This window comes from Otoolea muris, from assembly GCF_943193115.1.
GTDB classification, from domain to species: Bacteria; Bacillota; Clostridia; order Lachnospirales; family Lachnospiraceae; genus Otoolea; species Otoolea muris.
In genome coordinates this window covers 62670-81758 of sequence record NZ_CALPCY010000021.1, presented here as the reverse complement: position 1 = coordinate 81758, position 19089 = coordinate 62670, and the positions used below count along the sequence as shown (strand labels likewise).

Genomic DNA, 19089 nt, shown 5'->3' with positions numbered 1-19089 from the left:
CTTTTTTACATCAGTTGCTTGAAAAAAACTTTTTAAACATTTTTCATTTTACCTATTGACATTTCTTAGCTGGACTTTCTGTATATGGCAGCGCCCGCCGGAAGACCGGAAAGCACAATGTCATAGCGTCCCCCGGTATCCCTGGCCTCAGACGAAAAGAACAGCTCATTCGGCCCGGAGCCCTCCCCCTGATCAGAGGTCTGCCCGTCCGCAAACAGGGGGCGGGCGATCCCCGCATAGCCCTTCCCAGGCTCCGGAGCGCCGGCGTCCGTATCCTGGCCGCGGTTGGTAAGGGGATTTTTCCGGTTCCCGATGGACAGCTCATAGCCCTCTGAGCGAGACAATTCCTTTACATAATACTCCCCCATAAGAAGCGGGCGGCCAATCCAGCAGTTTTTATTTTTTACAGCCAGATTTTCATATTCCCGCGCATAGCGCCCGTCCTCTGTATAGTCGTCATATACGGCATCCGCTGTATAGAGATTCTCCGGCGCCTGCCCGGCCCATCCGTCGGCGGCCTCTGTGATCATGCCCCTGGCATAATCATAGATATAGCCCGGCGCTTCTGTATTGGCCACAAAGGACGCGTCGCCGTTCTGATCCGTCGCCGCCACGGCAACCAGGTTGTTGGCCCGGTATACCACGCCCGTCTTTCCGTCCGGGTGAACGATATCCCGGGCCGCAAATAGCCCGTAAACCGCGCCGGAGAGCGTCGCGTCTCCCTGTGTCCCGCCGGCAGGCGCATGTTCAGGATCATTTCCCGCCAAATCAAGATCCTGTTTGCGGATATGGAATTCGCCTTCCGTCCTGTGATCATAGATCCGCCAGGCATTCCCTTCCGGATCCCGGCTGCTGCAATGGCTGAAATTGCCGGACGGCCCGGCCCCGGCCCTGGCCCCTTCGCTTTCGGCCCTCAGCGCCTCCTCATATGCAGGGGGAAACAGCCTTTCCCCGGTATCCTCCTCTCTTCCTCCGGCTCCCGGGCTGCGAAACGCCGTTTTCGCGGCGCGCCACACAAACGACGCCTCGGACGCGGAGGCCGCTTCCTCCCTGACGACCGGCTCCTCCAAAACCGCCTCCGAAGCCGATGCCGGGCGGCCGGAAGCAGGCTTTTTCGCCTCTGAGCCGGAGGCCCTTTCTCCTTCTTTCTCTTCTTCCTCCGGGCCTTCCTCATCGATGAATATAAACGGCCGCCTGTCCTTTTCATTCTCCCGCCCGGCCCTCACGACAGGAACCTCCTTCGCCGACCGCCGCAGCGCCGGCTCCGCTGTCTCCTCCACAATCGCCGCCGCTTTCTTGGGCAGCTTCTCCGTCTGCTTTGCCTTCCCTCCCTTTTCCATCGCCTCCATGCTGCTGTATTCCCCTGAGAAAAAGGCGTTTGCCCCGTTCTGGGAGGAATCGGTTGTTATAATCTCAACCGGCAGATCGCCGGAATGAAGATCATGGCGCGCATATCCCTCCCTGGCCTGAAATTCCACCCACGCGTAGCTGTATCGGAGAGAAATAAATTTGTCATATGTCTGCAGCATGTCCTCATAACAGCCGGACTCCTCATATGCCGTCTGCGCATCGGGCTCTTCGGTATTTCCGCCGTCCGGCTGCCGCCCCGGATCGCCTCCGGAGGCTGCAATCCGTTCGATCTCTTCCGTATCCACATCCTCCATCATCCAATGGAAGTGTACGCCTGAATATTCCCCGCCCGCTTTTTCCCCGCAATCCTTTGCACAGAGCGTCCACGCGCCGGCTGCTTCGCGGTTTTTTGCCTGCGCCGCCTCGATCGCGTCGCTGTTCAACACCTCCCCTGTCTCCTCGTCCTCCTCCGGCTCCGGAACGGCAATAAAAACCGGGGCCGGATGGCCGTCGCAGAAGGTCTTGTCATAGTGGTATCCCCGTTCTATGGTTTTGGCCGCATATCCGTTTTCATCTGTGATCAGGGAGGCCGCATTGCGGAAACCGTCCCATACGGCCGGCTTATCCGTGTGATAAGCCGCATACGGCTCTCCTCCCTCATAGATATGAACCGCCCCGTCCCTGTCCCTGTCAATCACATCCCTGTCATCAAACCGCTCATACAGGGCAAACCGCGCGCCTTCCAGCGCTTTTCCCGTCTCATGATCATATTTGTATAACTGGAGGCGGTAGGAGGACTCAAAATCCTCCGCATGGCGGAATACCCGGAACGTAAGCTCCGGTTCGCCCGGGATCGCCGCCGGATCGCCAGCCAGCGCCGCGAAAAGCTGCTTTTCAACGGTCTTGAGCTCCAGCCAGACCATCCTCTGATGAATCCAGGTATCGCTCATGGGCGGCGTCCCGCCCGTATGTCCGCCCGAGCAGCGGACGCACTCCCAAATCTCAAGGCATTCGTCAAAAAGCGCCTCTTTGGAGGGATACGCCCCTCCTGCCAGAGCATAGTCCGTCCCCTCCACGGCAAACCGGATCAGCGCCTTGGGCGGCTGTGGGTTTGGATTGGAAAAGGTAATGCTGTCCCGCGTTTTCACATACGTCCAGCCATCCGTCGGCTCCGGCTGAAACTGAGCTCCGTTATCATTGGAAAATAACAGCGGAACGGTTTCGATAAAGTCCGCATCCGCCCCATTTTCATCAAAATGAATCGTAAAATCGCTCCGGTTCACCTGATACGCCGTTGTCAGGGAGGAAGCGCCCGCAAGGACATCCGGTATCTTCTTTCCGCTGACGCTTGCGCCGCCTCCTCCAAGCAATCCCCCAAGCTCCAGATACTCCTCCGTATGGGAGGCGACGGTTTCCAGCCACGGATATTTCGCGCGGACGCTCCCGCTGTAGATCAGAGCCTTTAAATCCTCCTCTGTCACCAGGTTCGTGATCGCCGTTTTGCCCTGTGCTCCTGCGTTTGCGCGGATGGATGCGACGACATCGCCCGCTTCCTTCACTCCAAGCGAAGCCTGAAGCGTCAGAATTCCCCAGAATACGTATTCCTGCTCCCTCTCGGATAAAGGCAGGCTGGCCTGCGAGGGGCGGTGGCGCTCAAACACATCCCCGTCGTCCGCAATCCCCCATATGGCCATGCCGCCCTTATCAATGCAGTACAGCTTATGGGAGCCTCCGTATTCCCCGAACGCAGTCGTCAAAACGACCTGATCTCCTTCCTCTGCCTTTACAGGAAGCACAGGCAGGTAAGGCAGAACGGCCATACATGCCAGAACCGCCGACAGGCCAAACGAAGCTGCCCTCTTCACCCATTCTGTTATCTGCCTGTACCTCTTCACCTTATTCTCCTTTCTTTATCTGAACCGCCCCGTCCACAACCCATTCGCCGTTTTCGTTGACCATGCCGCCGTCCGGCGCTGCGCCGCTTCTGTACATATGTCCCTTGGTACCGTCTGATATGGTGTGGAAATAATACCTTCTCCACGTCCCGTCCTCTCCCTGGATCCACTGCCACCCGGTTACCATGCGGCCCATCGCGCCGTCCGATACCGGCCATAGATAGTACCGGCTTCCATCTCTGTCCGTAAACCATCCGACCTCCATACAGCCCGACGCGTCAAACCAGAACCAGTCAAACGGCTCCTGGCCTGCGCCGCTGTAGGGATTGTAGATATAGGCCCATTCGTTTTGGTATGTCCTTCCCCCCGCAGAAAAACGCCATCTTCCGTCCTCCCCGATCGTCCATACTCCCACTGCCGCCCCGGCTGCCATAGCCGCCGCATCGGCCGGATGTATCGCCGCTCCTGCCGCAGCCGTCCCTGTGCCTGAGGAAAATGCGCCCACGGAGCTGTCCTGTCCGCCTCCGGACGGGCCTGCCGGACCTCCTCCCGCCCTATCGCCTGCCATACTTCCTGACGAACCGCCTGCCGGGCCTGACGGTGAACTCCCGGAGGAACCGCCCGATGAGCTGCCCGATGAACCGCCTGAGGAACCGACTGATGAACTGCCGGACGAACCTCCTGAGGAACCGCCGGACGAACCTCCTGAGGAATGATTCCTCACATACGTCTGATCCGTCATCTCATATTTCAGAACTACCGCGCACGACGCGGTGAAACCGCCGTCCTCCGATACCGCCGTGATCACCGCTCTGTGCTCCGCTTTATACGGATAACTCCGATCCGCTTCCTTTATCCAGCCAGCCTGTGTATTAACTGTCACGATCCCGTCGTCCGAAACGGACAGGGAGTCGTCGCTGGCTCTGTAGGAAATCCGGCGGTTAAAGGCCAGCTCCGGCAGTACCTCTGCCGTCAACTTTTTTGCCTCATTGCCTGACCAGCTAATCTGTGGGCTGGAGCGCAGTCCTGTCTTTTTACAGACGAGCCCAAATTCCAGCTCCTGCGGCGACAGTGTGATCCCCTCCGCAAATATCTTCGTCCTGTCCTCGGTCACAAAGCGTATCCGGGCCTCGCAGGAGGCGGTCTGCTTATTTCCCAGCATATCGTCGCCGCTGACCGTCACCGCTGCCGTTTTCACGCCGGATCCATTCCGGACTGCAAAAGCATCGTTTTCATGAAGCCCGTCGTCTCCCGCCATGATATCCCGGATCCATTTGGCATCCTTTACGGCCGCCACGCTGGCCGATTTCCCCTCGCCGTCCACGCGCAGCAGGGCCGGATCATCCACGGACCAGCGGATATCCCGGCGGTCAAAGAAATCGGGGGTAAACGAGGCGGTCAGGCTCTCCGGGCCCGTGACAAGAAGCGTCTCCTCCGGCGCTTTCCGGTTGCCCTCAAGCCTTCTCGTCACCGTAAAAGACAGTAACGACTTATCTAACGCCGCCCCCTCATTGGCCACATAGGTCTGATCCTTTACCTGGAATGTCACGTTTATCCTGGCGTTTGCCCGGCACGGCCTTCCCTCAAAGCTCACAGCCGGCCTGGTGGAGGCGGTCAGGATCGCCACCCCGCCGTTCTGGTGGCCGGCCCCGAAGATGGTATCCGGTATCGGGTAGCGGTACCCCTTATCCGCCTGCTCCTTTTCAAGACGCCGGATCGTGTCTGAAAGGAAGGAAGAACGTAAATTTACCTGAATCGAGGCGCTCTGCCTCGTATAGCCGTCCGCATCCGCGTCCGGATTGGGCAGGAGCGTGATGAGATCCGCATCATCTACCGACCACCTAACCGAGCTGTCCTCCACATCATTATTGCTGTCAACTACAGCCCCGACCGAGATCGGCTGAATCTGCGTCCCCTGCTCAAGAAGCCCATTTATATAGGTGGCAATCAGGCGGCCGTCCTGATCCATCACCCGCGTGGTGCGGACCGGATGCTTCCGGTTTCCGGTCCGCTCTTCCACGACCGAGAGCCGGTACTGGGACGGGACCACGGAAACCTTTACCGCTACCTTTTTGTAGGCCGCTTTTACCTGCGTATGCGCGGCCGGCATGGTAAAGGTATACTCGCCGCCTTTCACATAATCGGTTTCCCGCTCCCGTCCGCCCGCGCTGTAAACCGGGATGCCCTCCATCTGAAATTTCGCCCCGTCCGTCTGCCTGGCTGACGTGCTGACTGTCACGGTATTCCCCGCGGCGACAGCCCCTCTGCGGTCCTTGTCAATCGTGCGGTAATAGCTTCCGCTGCCCCTGACCTCCAGGGACGCCACATCGTAATAGTTCGCTCCGTTTGAGACGGTATCAATCTGCGGGACCGTTACCAGATAGCCTCTTGTCGGCCTCCCGGCGTCGTTCGGCGCAACATGATCCAGTTCATAGCCAAGCTCCTCCTTCCCCGCGCCCCCGTTATCCTCATCCATAATGTGCAGGATCGCATGTTCCAGCTCCTCATAGTAATAGGTATCGGTCACATCGCGCGTCAACCCGCCCTGCACAAGGGTGTAGAACAGATCTCCCCTGTGCGAAAAGCCGATGTGCGCCCCATATGTATACTCATTGTCATCCGGAATGCCGCTTCCGCACACGTTCGCCGCAATCTTCGCCTCGCTGTCCGCAAAAAGATACGCGACATCCTCCCCGTAGCGGAAATAATCCCCGGCCTCCCTGTGGCCGATAAAAGTCCCTCTGTGGCCCGCCGTCCCCAGCCCGGACTGGCCGATCGTTCCCTCAAAACGGGCCGCCTTTATTTTTCCCGAAGCATAGAGCCCTGTGATTCCGCCCACAATCCGGCTTCCCGCGCCGCCGATGGTTCCTGACACGAAGCTGTTGTATACATCCGTATCATTCTGAAAGCCGACAATGCCTCCGACTGCGGCGCCCTGTCCCTGAATCCGCGCGCTCTGGTTATCCCCTGTCTCCACACGGCAGTCAACAATACTGCTTCCCGCCGCCCGGCCGCAGATTCCGCCCGCGTATAGCTCCTGGCCCCCGTTGACGTTGATCGTCACATACGCCGTGCAGTTTTCAATCACAGAGCCTGATTTCTCGCTCCCCTCGATACGGCCGGCAATCCCTCCGGCCACGCCGGCTGACGAGATATTTCCCCGCACCACGCAGTCCGCGATCCGCGTATTTTCAGCGCTGCCGGCCAAAATTGCCGTGTTCGTCCTGCCTGTCACGGTTTTGCCCGGACAAAGCGTCAGATTCTCAATGGACGCATCCCGCGCCGCGCCGAAGAATCCCGTGTTGCCCCATGTTCCGCGGCTGAGCTTAAAATTGGAAATCGTTTTCCCATTTCCGTCAAAATGGCCGAAAAACGGAGTCTGCACCTCGCCCGAAAGCTCAGAGCTGTCCCGGTAAAAGCCAATCGGATTCCACTCCATGCCGCCCAGATCCAGGTTGGCCATCAGCTTAAAATAACTCTTGTCATACGAACCAATCAGCGGGGCGTCCCCCTCTCCCGGCTGAATCCGCATTCCCATCGCAGCGAGCTGGGAAAGCCCCATAAGGTGATTCTTTGTCCGTATCTCATACGGCCTTTCCTTTGAGCCGTCCCCGTACTGACCGTTTAAAAAAGAGAAATCCCCGTTCCAGCCATCCCACAGATCTCCTAATGAGCTCGCCGCCCTCATGGAAAACCGCGCCTCGGACGGGCTCGCCCCCGCCGCATCCTGCCAATCGTCACGCCAGGCCCCGGCTCCATCCGGCGCTTCCACATCCGCCTCCGAACCGCTCGCCGGGCGCGCATAGGAGTCCTTTTTCCAATAAGCGGCTGTCCCAATCTTCCCATATACGGGCCGTTCATCCGCCTGATCTTTATCCGGATTTCCCGTCCGGCGCGCGGACGAGCTGCTCGCGCGGTATCCACTTTCTGTATCCTGTCCCATCCCCTGAGCTTCAAGCCCACAGACCGGAGACGCAATGGCCGGCAGCGTCCCTGCTGTAAGCATGGCAGAGGCCAGCAGGGCCGCCAGCCATGCATCGCGTTTTCCTTTATTCTTCTTTTGTTTCACTGCAAACTCCTTTCTGATGTTCTGCCTCCCGCTCCTGTCCTCCTTAACCCTGCGGCAGAGTAAACGCCGGGCGGATTCCATACGTTTCACTGTCCGTATCCGCGGGATGGATGTTTCCCTTTTCCAGATCCACCGCGTAGATCCGATCCGTATAGAGGAAATTTCCCGACGTATCCTCCGAATAGAACGGGGTTCTCAGATAATATCCCCTTGAATAAGGGCTTATCTGCCCCTTACAGCCGTCCGTTCCCTTCTCCCCAAAACTCCACAGCTCCTCCCTGTACCGGAGCGCCTCTTCCAGAGAGAGGCAGAACATCCGATCCTGCATGAGCTGAAAACCGATGGCATGGCCTGTAAACGAATGCTCCGAGAGCTGCCAGGACTCTCCCTCCGCGCTGGCCCCCGTATAAGCCGTATTGACCCCGATATAAGCGGTTTCCGTCTGGAAATCAGAGCCGCGGCTGTTTTCATTCAGCCATGCCCGGATGTAAGAATCCTTATAATTATTGTTTTTTCCAAACTGAAGCGGCTTTAAGCTGGTATCCGTCCTGTCGATATCCGAGCGGATCACCCGGTCGCACAGGAACAGGGCCGTACTCTTATGTGTGTCGCCCGCATCGCTGTAATCCTCATCCACGCACCGGAAACGGTACGTCTCCTTCCCGATCCGCCTCATCTGCACATCCCCCAGCGCCCAGCGCCGTTTCTGCGCCTCCTCTCCTGCTTTGGGCGCTTCCAGAAGCACAGCGGGGCGTATACCGCAGCCTGACGCGCCCAGACCTTCAACAGGGCGCGTCTCAATGCTCCCGTCCGGCGCGACGGTTCTCATCCCGGCGCCATCCCCGGCCGCGGTCCGGAGAGCCCATCTGCCGCCTGCCGGAGCAATCCGCCCCAAAAGCTGATAATGCGCGGCCTCCTCCTCGGACAGGAGGATCGCGAGATCCCCCACGCCGTCCCCGTCGCCGCGCAGGACAGGCAAAAGCGCCCCTGACAGGGAAATGCTGTTTCCAAACCCCAGATTTAAATATTGCCGGACAAAGGATCCGTTGTAATCCGCGCTCTCAAACCACTCCTGCGAAACGCCAAGGCTTTCCATCGAAAGCGTCTCATCCGCCAGATACAGCATATGCCCGGTTCCCCGGTAATCCTCGTCGATACATGTAAAGGAAAGCGGCCGTTCCCCCGTCCCTGTGTCTAAAACGGCAGCAATCCGGCTTCCCGCTTCCTGGGAGAAGGCGCGCGCCCCGCACTGATCGCAGAGAGAATCCCCGTTCCCGTCCAGATGGCCCAGGGCAGGCAGAAACGTCTTCTCCTCAGCTTCACATTGTCCGCACCTCCAGTTCTCTTCCCCATATTCCAGACACCCGCCCGGCGTCTGTGATATCTTTGTCCAGCGGTGGGCGCACGCATCCGGATCCCACCTGCGCTTTACCCCCACGCGGCACACCTCATAGCGGCAGCCGCCAAGCGTAAACACATCCTCCTGCACAGCCGAATAAACCGCGTCAAAATCCGTTCCGATCCGCAGCGTATCCGGCGTGTAATCCTTCCCGATCAGGAAAAAATAGTGCCATCCCGTATCCTGCACCGCAGAAATCAGGTTCCGGAGCCTTTTGTCATTTTCAGCCGCATTCCCCACAACCACGGCCGGATTCCGGTTCTCCTCCGGATTCCTGCCCATTACTGCGCACTCAGCCTCCCACGCCTTTTTCACCCAGAGCTCCAGCCTGGCGCGCTGCGCATCCTCCGGATCCGGCGCCTCCTTTACCGCCTCCCCCTGCTCATATTCGACATAATACTTATGTACTCCGTCCTGCGTGACGAGAAACTCCTGCGGCGAGGACTCCCTGGAATTCCAGATATGCCCGTCGCTTCCTATCATCCGTTCCGGAAATGATACCGAAAGAGCCGTCCCGTCCAAAACCGAACCCCGCTGCGTGTTGAAAATCTTCGTGGCATGATCCTCTGCGTCCACAAAGAACACCATATAGCCAATCTCATTCCCCTCCCCCGCCCGCGCGGTCTTTGAGACACACAGCATAAGCCCCAGAGCGGCCCAAGCCGCGGCCTGCGCTGTCCTGCATTTTCTTATCGTTCTTCTCCCTCCCTTTCTCCGCGAGTACATCGGAAGCACATCTGCATGTACCCTGTCCTGGTAAGGCCGAAATCACGGCGGCCGTTTTGGGCCTCCAGGCGGTTCCATTTTCCCACAGGGATTCAAAAGCATGGAACTGCCCTCTATAGAAGCGGAATGCATATCCAAAAGAAAACCGCCCACATAACAGTTCAGGGTTATCTGAACTGCTACCCGCCCGCTGCGATCTGTGAAAAGCCATTACCTGTTACAAATTTTTGTTTGTCGAAATCTTGCCGAAACCGGCGTGAATCATACGCTGAATGATTCAGAAATTTAGAAAATAAGAATGGTCTCCTGTCCGGAAACTGGTTTTACTGTACCATATCTGCGCCGCTTTTTCAAGTGTAAAACAGCAGTTTCCGAAAATTTTATATTTTAGCGGTAACAGTTCAGATTCCCCATTGGATAGGCATCCGGCGCTTCTTGTCCGGCGCAGACAGGCAGAAAGACGCCCCGTCTGAACTGTTACTTTTGGCGGTTATGGTTTCATTAATCTTCTTCAAAATCCTCTTCCCCTCTGGCGAAATGATAAAACGGTTCCGGTTTCCCGTAAACATTTTCCCGGGGATCCGAGGGACGCGCCAGAAATACGATATTGAGGATACAAAGAGTAATCCCTGCCAGGAGGAAGAGGACGCTAAAGGCCATAAGCCCTAAAAAGCCGGCCATATTGACCGAAACGCCGGCTGAGAAGACAAAAAACAGCACGGTTATCATTCCAACCACAAAACCTGACACGGCGCAGATCCCTCCCGACACGTCAATCAGAACCGCCAGCCAGCCCGGTTTTCCACAATCATGATATCTCCTGACCGCCGCAAACAGCATGGGAAAAAATACGGCGATTTTCCACAGAAGGCTCCCGCGCGCAACGAACCGGTACATATGTAGAATCCCCGCTCCATACAGAGTGTTTTTGACAATGTCCAGAATCACGTTGATTACAAAAATGGCCAGCCATGCCCACCAGTAGCCTGCCCTGGAAAGCCTGCCGTGCGGATTAAACGAATTTCTGAGCACATCTCTTAAAGCGTAAACCATATATTTCATACACATCCCCCAAAAACCTGCGCCTGACAGCCTGCCTCTCTGCCAATGCCCGGGCCGCAGCGCCGCCTTTTGGCTGCGTCCCCCTTAGGAACTGTCACAAAATAGATTAGCCAGACAGCGCTGGATAAATGTTCATCTGCAAAGAAGAAAATCGCAGGCGTAGCGGGCAGCGTCAAGATTTTTCGATGCGGCAGATGGGCATTTAGACAAGCCGAATGGCTAATTTATTTCGTGACAGTTCCTTATCCCGTCTCTTCCAAAAAACAGAACAGCGCCCGAATCTGCGGGGCAACCAGGCCGGGCAGGGGCCACAAAATCCCCACGCCGCATAAAAGCGCCGCCCAGCGCTTCACGTGCTTCTGCATGGCCGGGACATAGAATATCTTCGGGTCTTCCGGGGCATAATACAGATCAACCTCTCTCCCCTCCCCCACGTAGCAAACGCTGTAGCCGCCCGGAGATTTTACGCGATACATATTGTCCCCGGCCTGAAACCCATACTCCGGAAAGAAATACCACTTTCCTGAGCGCATCCTGCGGCCGCTTGATACAACCGCGGCTTTCGTCAAAATGACCGCGTACCTGCGCTCTTTCAGCAGGCGGCCGCGCATAGACATACCGAGCTTCTGAAAGAATCATATAAGGAAAAAGGCCGCCGTTTTCCGGCGGCCCCTCTTGCGATTATCCACAGGCAGTACATCTGTCACAATCCCCGCCTGGTTAAACCGCGCCTTATCAGTAATTCTCCGCATGCACCTCAAAATAACTCTGCGGATGCGCGCAGGTCGGGCAGACCTCAGGCGCTTTCTCCCCCACCACAATATGCCCGCAGTTGCGGCACTCCCAGACTTTCACCTCGCTCTTGGCAAAAACCTCGGCCGTCTCCACATTCTTAAGCAGGGCCCTGTAGCGCTCCTCGTGGTGTTTCTCGATCGCCGCTACCAGGCGGAATTTCTCCGCCAGCTCCTTAAAGCCCTCTTCCTCCGCTGTCTTCGCAAAGCCCTCATACATATCCGTCCACTCATAATTCTCCCCGTCCGCAGCGGCAGCCAGGTTCGCGGCCGTATCGCCGATGCCGTTTAATTCCTTAAACCACATCTTGGCATGCTCCTTCTCATTATCCGCCGTCTTCAGAAACAGGGCCGATATCTGCTCAAAGCCTTCCTTTTTGGCCTTGGATGCAAAATATGTATACTTATTGCGCGCCTGTGATTCCCCCGCAAAAGCCGCCATCAGGTTCCGCTCGGTCTTTGTCCCTGCATACTTTGACATCTTGTATCCTCCTTCATGATTTTATAAAAATTTAGAAATAACCGCGGCTCCGATTCCATCCTGGACTCCAAAACCGCGGCGTATTCCATAAAACTGCCGTTTCCCCGCAGCCGCCCGGGCCGTCTCCTCCCGGCCGCCGCATTCCGGTTCCTATTTAAAGATATCCTTGAACTTGCCCTTCCTGTGCTGCTTTTCCTTCTCCCCCTCCGGCGCGATCCCGTTCATCGCGTCGTCAAAGCGCCGCAGGGCCTCCTTCTGCTCCTCGTTCATCCGCTCCGGAACCTGCACCACCAGCGTCACAAAATGATCGCCCCGCACATTCCGATTGCGCAGCGACGGCACGCCCTTACCCTTTAAGCGCACCCTCGTATCGGTCTGCGTGCCGGCTTTTACCTCGTACTCCACTTCGCCGTCCACGGTCCTGATGCGGATGGGGCCGCCCAGCGCCGCTTTTGCAAAAGAGATCGGAACCGTGGAATAGATGCTCGTATCCTGTCTCTTGAAGACTGGATGCGGAGATACCACCACCTCCACGAGCAGATCGCCCCGCTCGCCTCCGTTGAGTCCCGGCTCGCCGTTGCCGCGGTCGCGCAGGCTCTGGCCGTTGTCGATTCCGGGCGGGATCGTGACTTTGATCGTCTTTCTTCTGGTCACGAAGCCCGTGCCGTAGCAGTCCGGGCACTTTTCCTTGATGATCTTTCCGGTTCCCGAGCAGTCCGGGCAGGTCTGGACATTCTGGATCTGCCCGAAAAAGGACTGCTGGGTGTACATGATCTTGCCTTTTCCGTTACATTTCGGGCAGGTCTGGGGCTGCGTCCCTGATTTTGCCCCGGTTCCGCCGCATTTATCGCAGGATTCCTTTAAGTTTAAGGTCAGCTCCTTCTCACAGCCGAAAATGGCCTCCTCAAAGGTGATGCGCACGCTGGTGCGCACATTCGCGCCGCGCACGGGGCCGTTTCCACGCCCTCCCCGGCTGCGGCCGCCGCCGAACAGATCGCCGAATATGTCGCCGAATATGTCGCCCATGTCAGCCCCGCTGAAATCGAAGCCGCCAAAGCCGCCCGCGCCGCCTGCGCCGCCGTCAAACGCCGCATGGCCGAACTGGTCATACTGCCTTCTCTTCTCCGCGTCGCTGAGTACGGCGTAGGCTTCGGACGCCTCCTTAAACTTATCTGCAGCCGCCTGATCCCCTGGATTGGCGTCGGGATGATATTTTTTAGCCAGGCTCCTGTACGCCTTTTTCAGGGCCGCATCGTCCGCATCCCTGGAAACGCCCAGCACCTCATAATAATCTCTCTTGCTTTCTGCCATGTCAGGTCTTCCTTCCTAAACGCCCGTAAAGGGGCTTGGGCCAGCGCCCAATCCCCATCACGTCTTTCCTTATCCGCGGGGCGCCGTTTTTAAGCCGCGCCCCGCAGTTTTTTACATCTTTCGTATTTTACACTTCTTTGAAGTCCCCGTCAACCACATTGTCATCCTGCGGGGCGCTTCCCATATCCGGTCCCGGCTGCGGGCCGCCCTGGGCGCCGGCGGCTCCTGCCTGCGCCGCCTCGTATACCTTGGCAAACAGAGCCTGCGCGCTGGACATCAGCTTCTCGCGGCCTGCCTTGATCTCCTCAACCTGCGCGTCTGTCATCTGATCCACAGGGGCCTTGTTGATCGCTTCCTTAAGGGCGTTTAAATCCGCCTCTACCGCCGCCTTGTCGGCCGCGTCAATCTTATCGCCCGCGTCCTCCATGGCCTTCTCGGTCTGGAAGACCATGGAATCCGCCTCGTTCCTGGCGTCAATGGCTTCCTTTCTCTTCTTATCCTGCGCCTCGTACTCCGCCGCCTCTTTCACGGCCTTCTCGATATCCGAGTCGGACATATTGGAGCCGGAGGTAATCGTGATATGCTGCTCCTTTCCGGTTCCCAGATCCTTTGCGGATACGTTTACAATGCCGTTGGCGTCGATATCAAAGGTAACCTCAATCTGCGGAACGCCTCTTCTGGCCGGAAGGATGCCGTCCAGGCGGAAGTTTCCGAGCGTCTTATTGTCCTTTGCAAACTGTCTCTCGCCCTGTACCACGTGGATATCAACCGCCGTCTGGTTGTCAGCCGCTGTGGAGAAGATCTGGCTCTTCTTGGTCGGGATCGTGGTATTTCTCTCAATCAGGCGCGTCGCAACGCCGCCCATGGTTTCAATGGATAAGGACAGCGGGGTAACGTCCAGAAGCAGGATATCGCCTGCGCCCGCGTCGCCTGCCAGCTTGCCGCCCTGTATCGCCGCGCCGATGGCCACGCACTCGTCCGGGTTTAAGGATTTACTGGGCTCGTGTCCGGTGAGCTGCTTTACCTTCTCCTGCGCGGAGAGCATACGGGTGGATCCGCCGACTAACAGCACCTTGCCGAGCTCGGAAGCGGTAATCCCCGCGTCCTTTAACGCATTCTGCACCGGGATCGCGGTCCGCTCGATCAGATCCCTTGTCAGCTCGTCAAACTTCGCGCGGCTTAAGTTCATATCCAGGTGCTTCGGCCCTTCGCTCGTGGCGGTGATAAACGGAAGGTTGATGTTCGTGGTCGTGGCGGAGGACAGCTCCTTTTTCGCCTTTTCCGCCGCTTCCTTAAGCCTCTGGAGCGCCATCTTGTCGCCTGAGAGATCCGTGCCCTCATTCTTCTTAAACTCATCGATCATCCACTGGGTAATGCGGTTGTCAAAGTCGTCGCCGCCCAGACGGGTATCGCCGTTTGTGGCCAGAACCTCGATCACGCCGTCGCCGATCTCGATGATGGAGACATCAAAGGTGCCGCCGCCCAAGTCGTATACCATGATCTTCTGCTCTTTTTCATTGTCCAGGCCGTAAGCCAGAGCCGCGGCCGTGGGCTCGTTGATGATACGCTTTACATCCAGGCCCGCGATCTTGCCCGCGTCCTTGGTCGCCTGGCGCTGCGCGTCGTTAAAGTACGCCGGAACCGTGATAACCGCCTCGGTCACCTTCTCGCCCAGGTAGCTCTCTGCGTCCGCCTTAAGCTTCTGCAGAATCATGGCCGAGATCTCCTGCGGCGTATATTTCTTGTCGTCAATGCTGACCTTATAATCCGTTCCCACATGCCTCTTGATCGAGGAAATGGTCTTCTCCGCGTTCGTAACCGCCTGGCGCTTCGCCGGCTCGCCGACCAGCCTCTCTCCTGTCTTTGTGAAAGCCACGATCGACGGCGTGGTCCTCACGCCCTCCGTGTTGGCGATCACCACCGGCTTGCCGCCTTCCATCACTGCCACACAACTGTTTGTCGTACCTAAATCAATACCAATAATCTTACTCATCGTCTTTTTCCTCCTGGATCTGAAACATTCGTGATAATCGTGTTATATAAAATAATTATGTTAATTGGCCACCTTTACCATACTGTGCCGTATCACGCTGTCGCGGTAGAGGTAACCTTTCTGAAACTCCTCTGCAATGATGTTCTCCCCCAGGCTCTCATCCTCCACATGCATCACCGCGTTGTGGAAATTGGGGTCAAAGGGCTGGCCGGCCGCCTCGATAGGCTTTACGCCGGCATCCTCCAGCATCTTCATGAGCTGGCGGTAAATCATATCCATTCCGTCAGCGAAGACCGTCTTCTCCCCCTCCGGAACGGCCGCCAGCCCGCGCTCGAAATTATCGACCACCGGGAGCAGCTTCTCGATGATATCCTTGGCGCCGATCTCGTACATCGCGGATTTTTCCTTCTCTGTCCTCTTACGGTAATTGTCAAACTCCGCCATGGAGCGCTTTAAGCGATCCGTCAGCTCCTCGATCTGTTCGTCCTTTTTATCCTTCTTTTTGGAAAAAAATCCTTTTTTCTTTCCTGTCTCCGGGCCGCCCTGCGAATCCGCTTCCGGATCGTCCTCCTGACAGCCCTGCGCGTCTGCGCCTTCAGCTCCTTTTGCCGCCGTTTGCTCCTTTTCCAGTCCGTCGTTTTCCGCGTCCTCTGTCCGCGTCCCGCAGGCCTTCTCTCTGCCCGGCTCTTCTTCCGTGCGCCGCGTCTGCGCCTCTTCCGGCCCGCCTGCGTTTGTCTCTCTATCCTTCATCTCTTCGCTCACTTTGCAAATCACCTTTCTTCCTGATTAAATGTATCCTCCAGTTGGCTCATTAGCGACCGAAGGGTTGATACCACCTTGTCATAATCCATCCGCTTGGGGCCTATGATCCCGATCGTGCCCCGCAGGCCCCCGCCCAGTTCATAATTGGCGGTTACCACGCTGCAGTCCTTCATGGACTGCACCGGCGTCTCATTTCCAATATAAACCTGAATTCCGTTCTTCTTCTCCGGATCCGCGTCATTTGACAAAAGCTCCTTTAAAATTTCCTTCTGCTCCAGCGTGCCCAGTAGCTGGCTGGCCCGCTCTCCGTCGCTCAGTTCCGGATATTTAAAAATATTCGTCGCGCCCTCGGTATAAATCTGCAGATCCTCCTCGTTGGCCCGGATGGCCTCCGCCACCTCATTCAGGACCAGATCCACCACCTCGCACCTCGGGCCTGCCTGCTCCTTCATCCGGCTGATCACATCCAGGTTGATCTGCTCTATCGTCAGGCCGATCAGGCTGTTGTTTAAGAGGATATTCAGATTCAGGATATCCTCGTCCGTAAGCTCCGCGTCCAGGCGGGCAATGGAATTTTTGATGATGTTCCCTTCCAGGACCGTCACAATCAAAAGCTTTCCCGCCTCCACCCTGGAAAGCTGGATGAATTTCAGCTTCGTCCGGCGGTACTGCGGACCGCTGATCAGCGTGGCGTAATTGGTATTCACCGCCAGGAGCCTTGCGAGCTGTTTTAAAAGAAGCTCCACCCGGTCCACGCGCTGGATCACCATGTCGCGCGTCTGCGCCACTTCATGCTCCTTCTCCTGAATGAGCTGATCCACATAGAAGCGGTATCCCTTGTCAGACGGAATCCGCCCCGCCGAGGTATGAGGCTGCATGATGTACCCCATCTCCTCCAGATCCGACATCTCATTCCGGATCGTCGCCGAGCTGAGCTGCAAATCCGAGTATTTTGATATGGTCCTGGAACCAACCGGCTCGCCCGTCTCGAGGTAAGTCTGGATAATGGCCTTCAGTATCCGTATCTTTCTCCCGTCCAGCCCCATGCGCCGCACATCCTTTCTTCCTTCGCCGGCCTTCCTGCTGCGCGCTGGCCTGTTCAGCTCTGACAGAAGACGCTGAACGGGGGAATGCCGGGTGCTTTGCTTTTGTTAGCACTCATTCATGTGGAGTGCTAACATCTACAATTGATACTATATTACTTGGCCGTGCGTTTGTCAACCTGTTTTTTTGATTTTTGCGGATTTTGCTGATTTTAATTTGTAAAGGCAGCCCAAAATCTCCTCATTTTCCCTCTTTTACTTGACATTTAACAGTTTTGTAATATAATAGTAATGTATCTATTAATTAACGGATTGTGAGGAACATCATGAAAGCAAGAGTAAGCCATGGATTATCCGCGGTTATTCTGGCTGTCTGTTTTGTACTGGTTGCCGCCTTCTCCTCCTTTGCCTCTGTGGACGGGGCGCTGTCGGAAGCAGGGGAGTCGGTTATCAGCGGATGGGCGGTCGATGCGGAGCATCCTGACAAGAGCGTTCCTGTCGTCCTCTGTGTATACACAGACGGAAGTAAGGAACCGCAAGAACTTGTAAAAGTGACTGCAGACCAATACCGTACTGACTTAACAAATTCTGCTGCGAATGGAAAACATGCATTCTCCTATCAGGTTGACTGGGACAAGCTCAAAGGGCAATCCTTTATAATTGAAGCCTATGCTGAAACCGACGAGGGCAGAGTGCGCTTATACGGTTCTTTCCGATATACGAAAAAGGAAGCTGCTGTCACTGTTGTCGCCGCTGGTTCGGGGCCGGCCGGGGATGCCGGGCCGGGCTCCAAGGGAAAAGCTGACGATACGGCAAAGCGCGGCGCTCTCCTGGGGATTTTCGAGACGACTGCGTACTGCACATGCACGCAGTGCTGTCCGAATGGGACGGCTCTCACCTATTCCGGAACCGTTCCGCAAGCGAACCATACGATCTCGGCTGATATCACGAAATATCCTCTTGGAACCAAACTGATGATCGGCGATGTGGTCTATACCGTAGAAGATATCGGCTCCACGATCGTCGGCAACCGCCTTGACATCTATTTTCCGACCCACGAAGAGGCCCTGGCCTACGGGGTTCAGTCTGTCGAGGTGTATGCAGTGGAATAACGGATACAATCAGGCGGGGGAACTTCCTTCTGCCCGCCGCGCGGCCTGTGCGCATATTCCCATGCGCAGGTCTGTGCATAAAAAGAGCGGAGGCGCGAATGCCTTCCGCTCTTTTTATGTGTCTTTACTCGTCCTCCACGTACCAGATCTCCTGCGCGCCGTTTTCCCGGCTGTGCCAGCACGCGCCCTCAAGCGGTCCCCCTGCCGTATTGTCCAGGAAATACCAGTCGCCCGGTTCGTCCCCTGACACGACGCGCTCCCCGTTCCAGCGCTGCCAGCCTGTGATCATCAGCCCGTCCCCTGTAAATAAATACCAGTGATGGTTGATCAAAAGCCATTTATTGGCCGCATATGTTCCGTCCGCCTGCATATAGCGGTAACGCCCGTTTTCAAGCCTTACCCATCCGGGCTCTGCCGACGCGGGCGGCGTATGCAGGGCGTCCTTAAATGCCTCCCAGGTATGTCCTGTGTGATTATAGACAAACGGATTCGGGCATATCTTTCCGGTGACGTCATAATGGCGTATCACATGATCAGACCGAATATGGTACTTTTCCATCAGCATCCGCGTCAGAGAAATGGCGGAGCGGACTGTGGCGTCCTCAAAATACCAGTCGCGGCTGTTTGCCGCCTTACTCCCTTTATTGCGCACGCACAGCTCAATACCGATGCTGTTGGAGTTGCGGCACTCGTCATGCCGGTACGATTTTGCGCCGCAGTGCCAGGCGATATCTTTCTCCTCAACGGACTGCCATATTTCCCCCTCAAAGCCCACAAAATAATGGGCGCTGGCCCCGATATAGCGGCTGGCGTAATACTCGCAGTTCGCCTTCGCGCCCCCGGTGGCCCCCACATAGTGGATGACAATATAGCGGATGCGGGACGCAGAGCCGTTAGAATAATTATAGGGTGTCAGCAGTCGGTTCACATCCATAATCAGATCCCCTCCATTCTTCCGGCAAATCCCATCTCATCCACGTCAAAGCTTTCACGGAACTTCTTAAGCATCTCGGCGGACATCTCCTCCACCGTCTCCTGCAGCGCTTTGAGCTCGATTTTGCTCATCTCTTTGGTGTTGAAGCTTTTTAATGCCAT

At 56.7% G+C, this 19089-nt stretch carries 13 protein-coding genes; 1 reads left to right on the top strand and 12 read right to left on the bottom strand.

Annotated elements, in window-relative coordinates; genetic code table 11:
• Positions 1-65: 65 nt before the first annotated feature.
• The 10 genes from NFS31_RS13930 to hrcA all read right to left on the bottom strand — a co-directional run bounded on the left by NFS31_RS13930 (position 66) and on the right by hrcA (position 16885).
• Positions 66-3245, bottom strand: coding sequence for a hypothetical protein (locus NFS31_RS13930; protein ID WP_251496093.1), 3180 nt, complete (start codon positions 3243-3245; stop codon positions 66-68).
• Position 3246: 1 nt separating this feature from the next.
• Positions 3247-7314: a peptidase A26 gene (locus NFS31_RS13925; RefSeq protein WP_251496090.1), complete on the bottom strand. Its 4068-nt coding sequence runs from the start codon at positions 7312-7314 to the stop codon at positions 3247-3249.
• Positions 7315-7357: 43 nt separating this feature from the next.
• Positions 7358-9439 (bottom strand): DUF6273 domain-containing protein, encoded by a 2082-nt coding sequence (locus tag NFS31_RS13920; protein ID WP_251496086.1) that lies wholly within the window; start codon positions 9437-9439, stop codon positions 7358-7360.
• 501 nt (positions 9440-9940) lie between these two features.
• Positions 9941-10501 carry a DUF805 domain-containing protein gene (locus NFS31_RS13915; RefSeq protein WP_251496083.1) on the bottom strand — a complete coding sequence of 187 codons (561 nt, stop codon included), beginning with the start codon at positions 10499-10501 and terminating at the stop codon, positions 9941-9943.
• Positions 10502-10743: 242 nt separating this feature from the next.
• Positions 10744-11118 (bottom strand): hypothetical protein, encoded by a 375-nt coding sequence (locus NFS31_RS13910; protein WP_251496079.1) that lies wholly within the window; start codon positions 11116-11118, stop codon positions 10744-10746.
• Between the two features lie 118 nt (positions 11119-11236).
• Positions 11237-11773 carry a rubrerythrin gene (gene rbr, locus NFS31_RS13905; RefSeq protein ID WP_251496076.1) on the bottom strand — a complete coding sequence of 179 codons (537 nt, stop codon included), beginning with the start codon at positions 11771-11773 and terminating at the stop codon, positions 11237-11239.
• 150 nt (positions 11774-11923) lie between these two features.
• A complete protein-coding gene (dnaJ, locus tag NFS31_RS13900) occupies positions 11924-13084 on the bottom strand; it encodes a molecular chaperone DnaJ (RefSeq protein WP_251496073.1) in 1161 nt (386 codons plus the stop codon).
• Positions 13085-13211: 127 nt separating this feature from the next.
• The gene (dnaK, locus tag NFS31_RS13895; RefSeq protein WP_251496070.1) at positions 13212-15077 is read right to left on the bottom strand and encodes a molecular chaperone DnaK; all 1866 of its coding nucleotides are present in this window, start codon (positions 15075-15077) and stop codon (positions 13212-13214) included.
• Between the two features lie 60 nt (positions 15078-15137).
• Entirely contained in the window at positions 15138-15827 is a 690-nt protein-coding gene (grpE, locus tag NFS31_RS13890) for a nucleotide exchange factor GrpE (protein ID WP_251496107.1), read from the bottom strand.
• A 20-nt stretch (positions 15828-15847) separates the two neighbouring features.
• The gene (hrcA, locus tag NFS31_RS13885; protein ID WP_251496067.1) at positions 15848-16885 is read right to left on the bottom strand and encodes a heat-inducible transcriptional repressor HrcA; all 1038 of its coding nucleotides are present in this window, start codon (positions 16883-16885) and stop codon (positions 15848-15850) included.
• 323 nt (positions 16886-17208) lie between these two features.
• Here hrcA and NFS31_RS13880 point away from each other — a divergent pair, with 323 nt between their 5' ends.
• Entirely contained in the window at positions 17209-17994 is a 786-nt protein-coding gene (locus NFS31_RS13880) for a 3D domain-containing protein (protein ID WP_251496064.1), read from the top strand.
• 124 nt (positions 17995-18118) lie between these two features.
• Here the strand turns inward: NFS31_RS13880 and NFS31_RS13875 are convergent, their stop codons facing one another.
• Positions 18119-18928, bottom strand: a complete 810-nt coding sequence (locus NFS31_RS13875; protein ID WP_251496061.1) for a peptidoglycan recognition protein family protein — start codon at positions 18926-18928, stop codon at positions 18119-18121.
• A gap of 2 nt (positions 18929-18930) precedes the next feature.
• A complete protein-coding gene (locus tag NFS31_RS13870) occupies positions 18931-19089 on the bottom strand; it encodes a hypothetical protein (RefSeq protein ID WP_251496058.1) in 159 nt (52 codons plus the stop codon).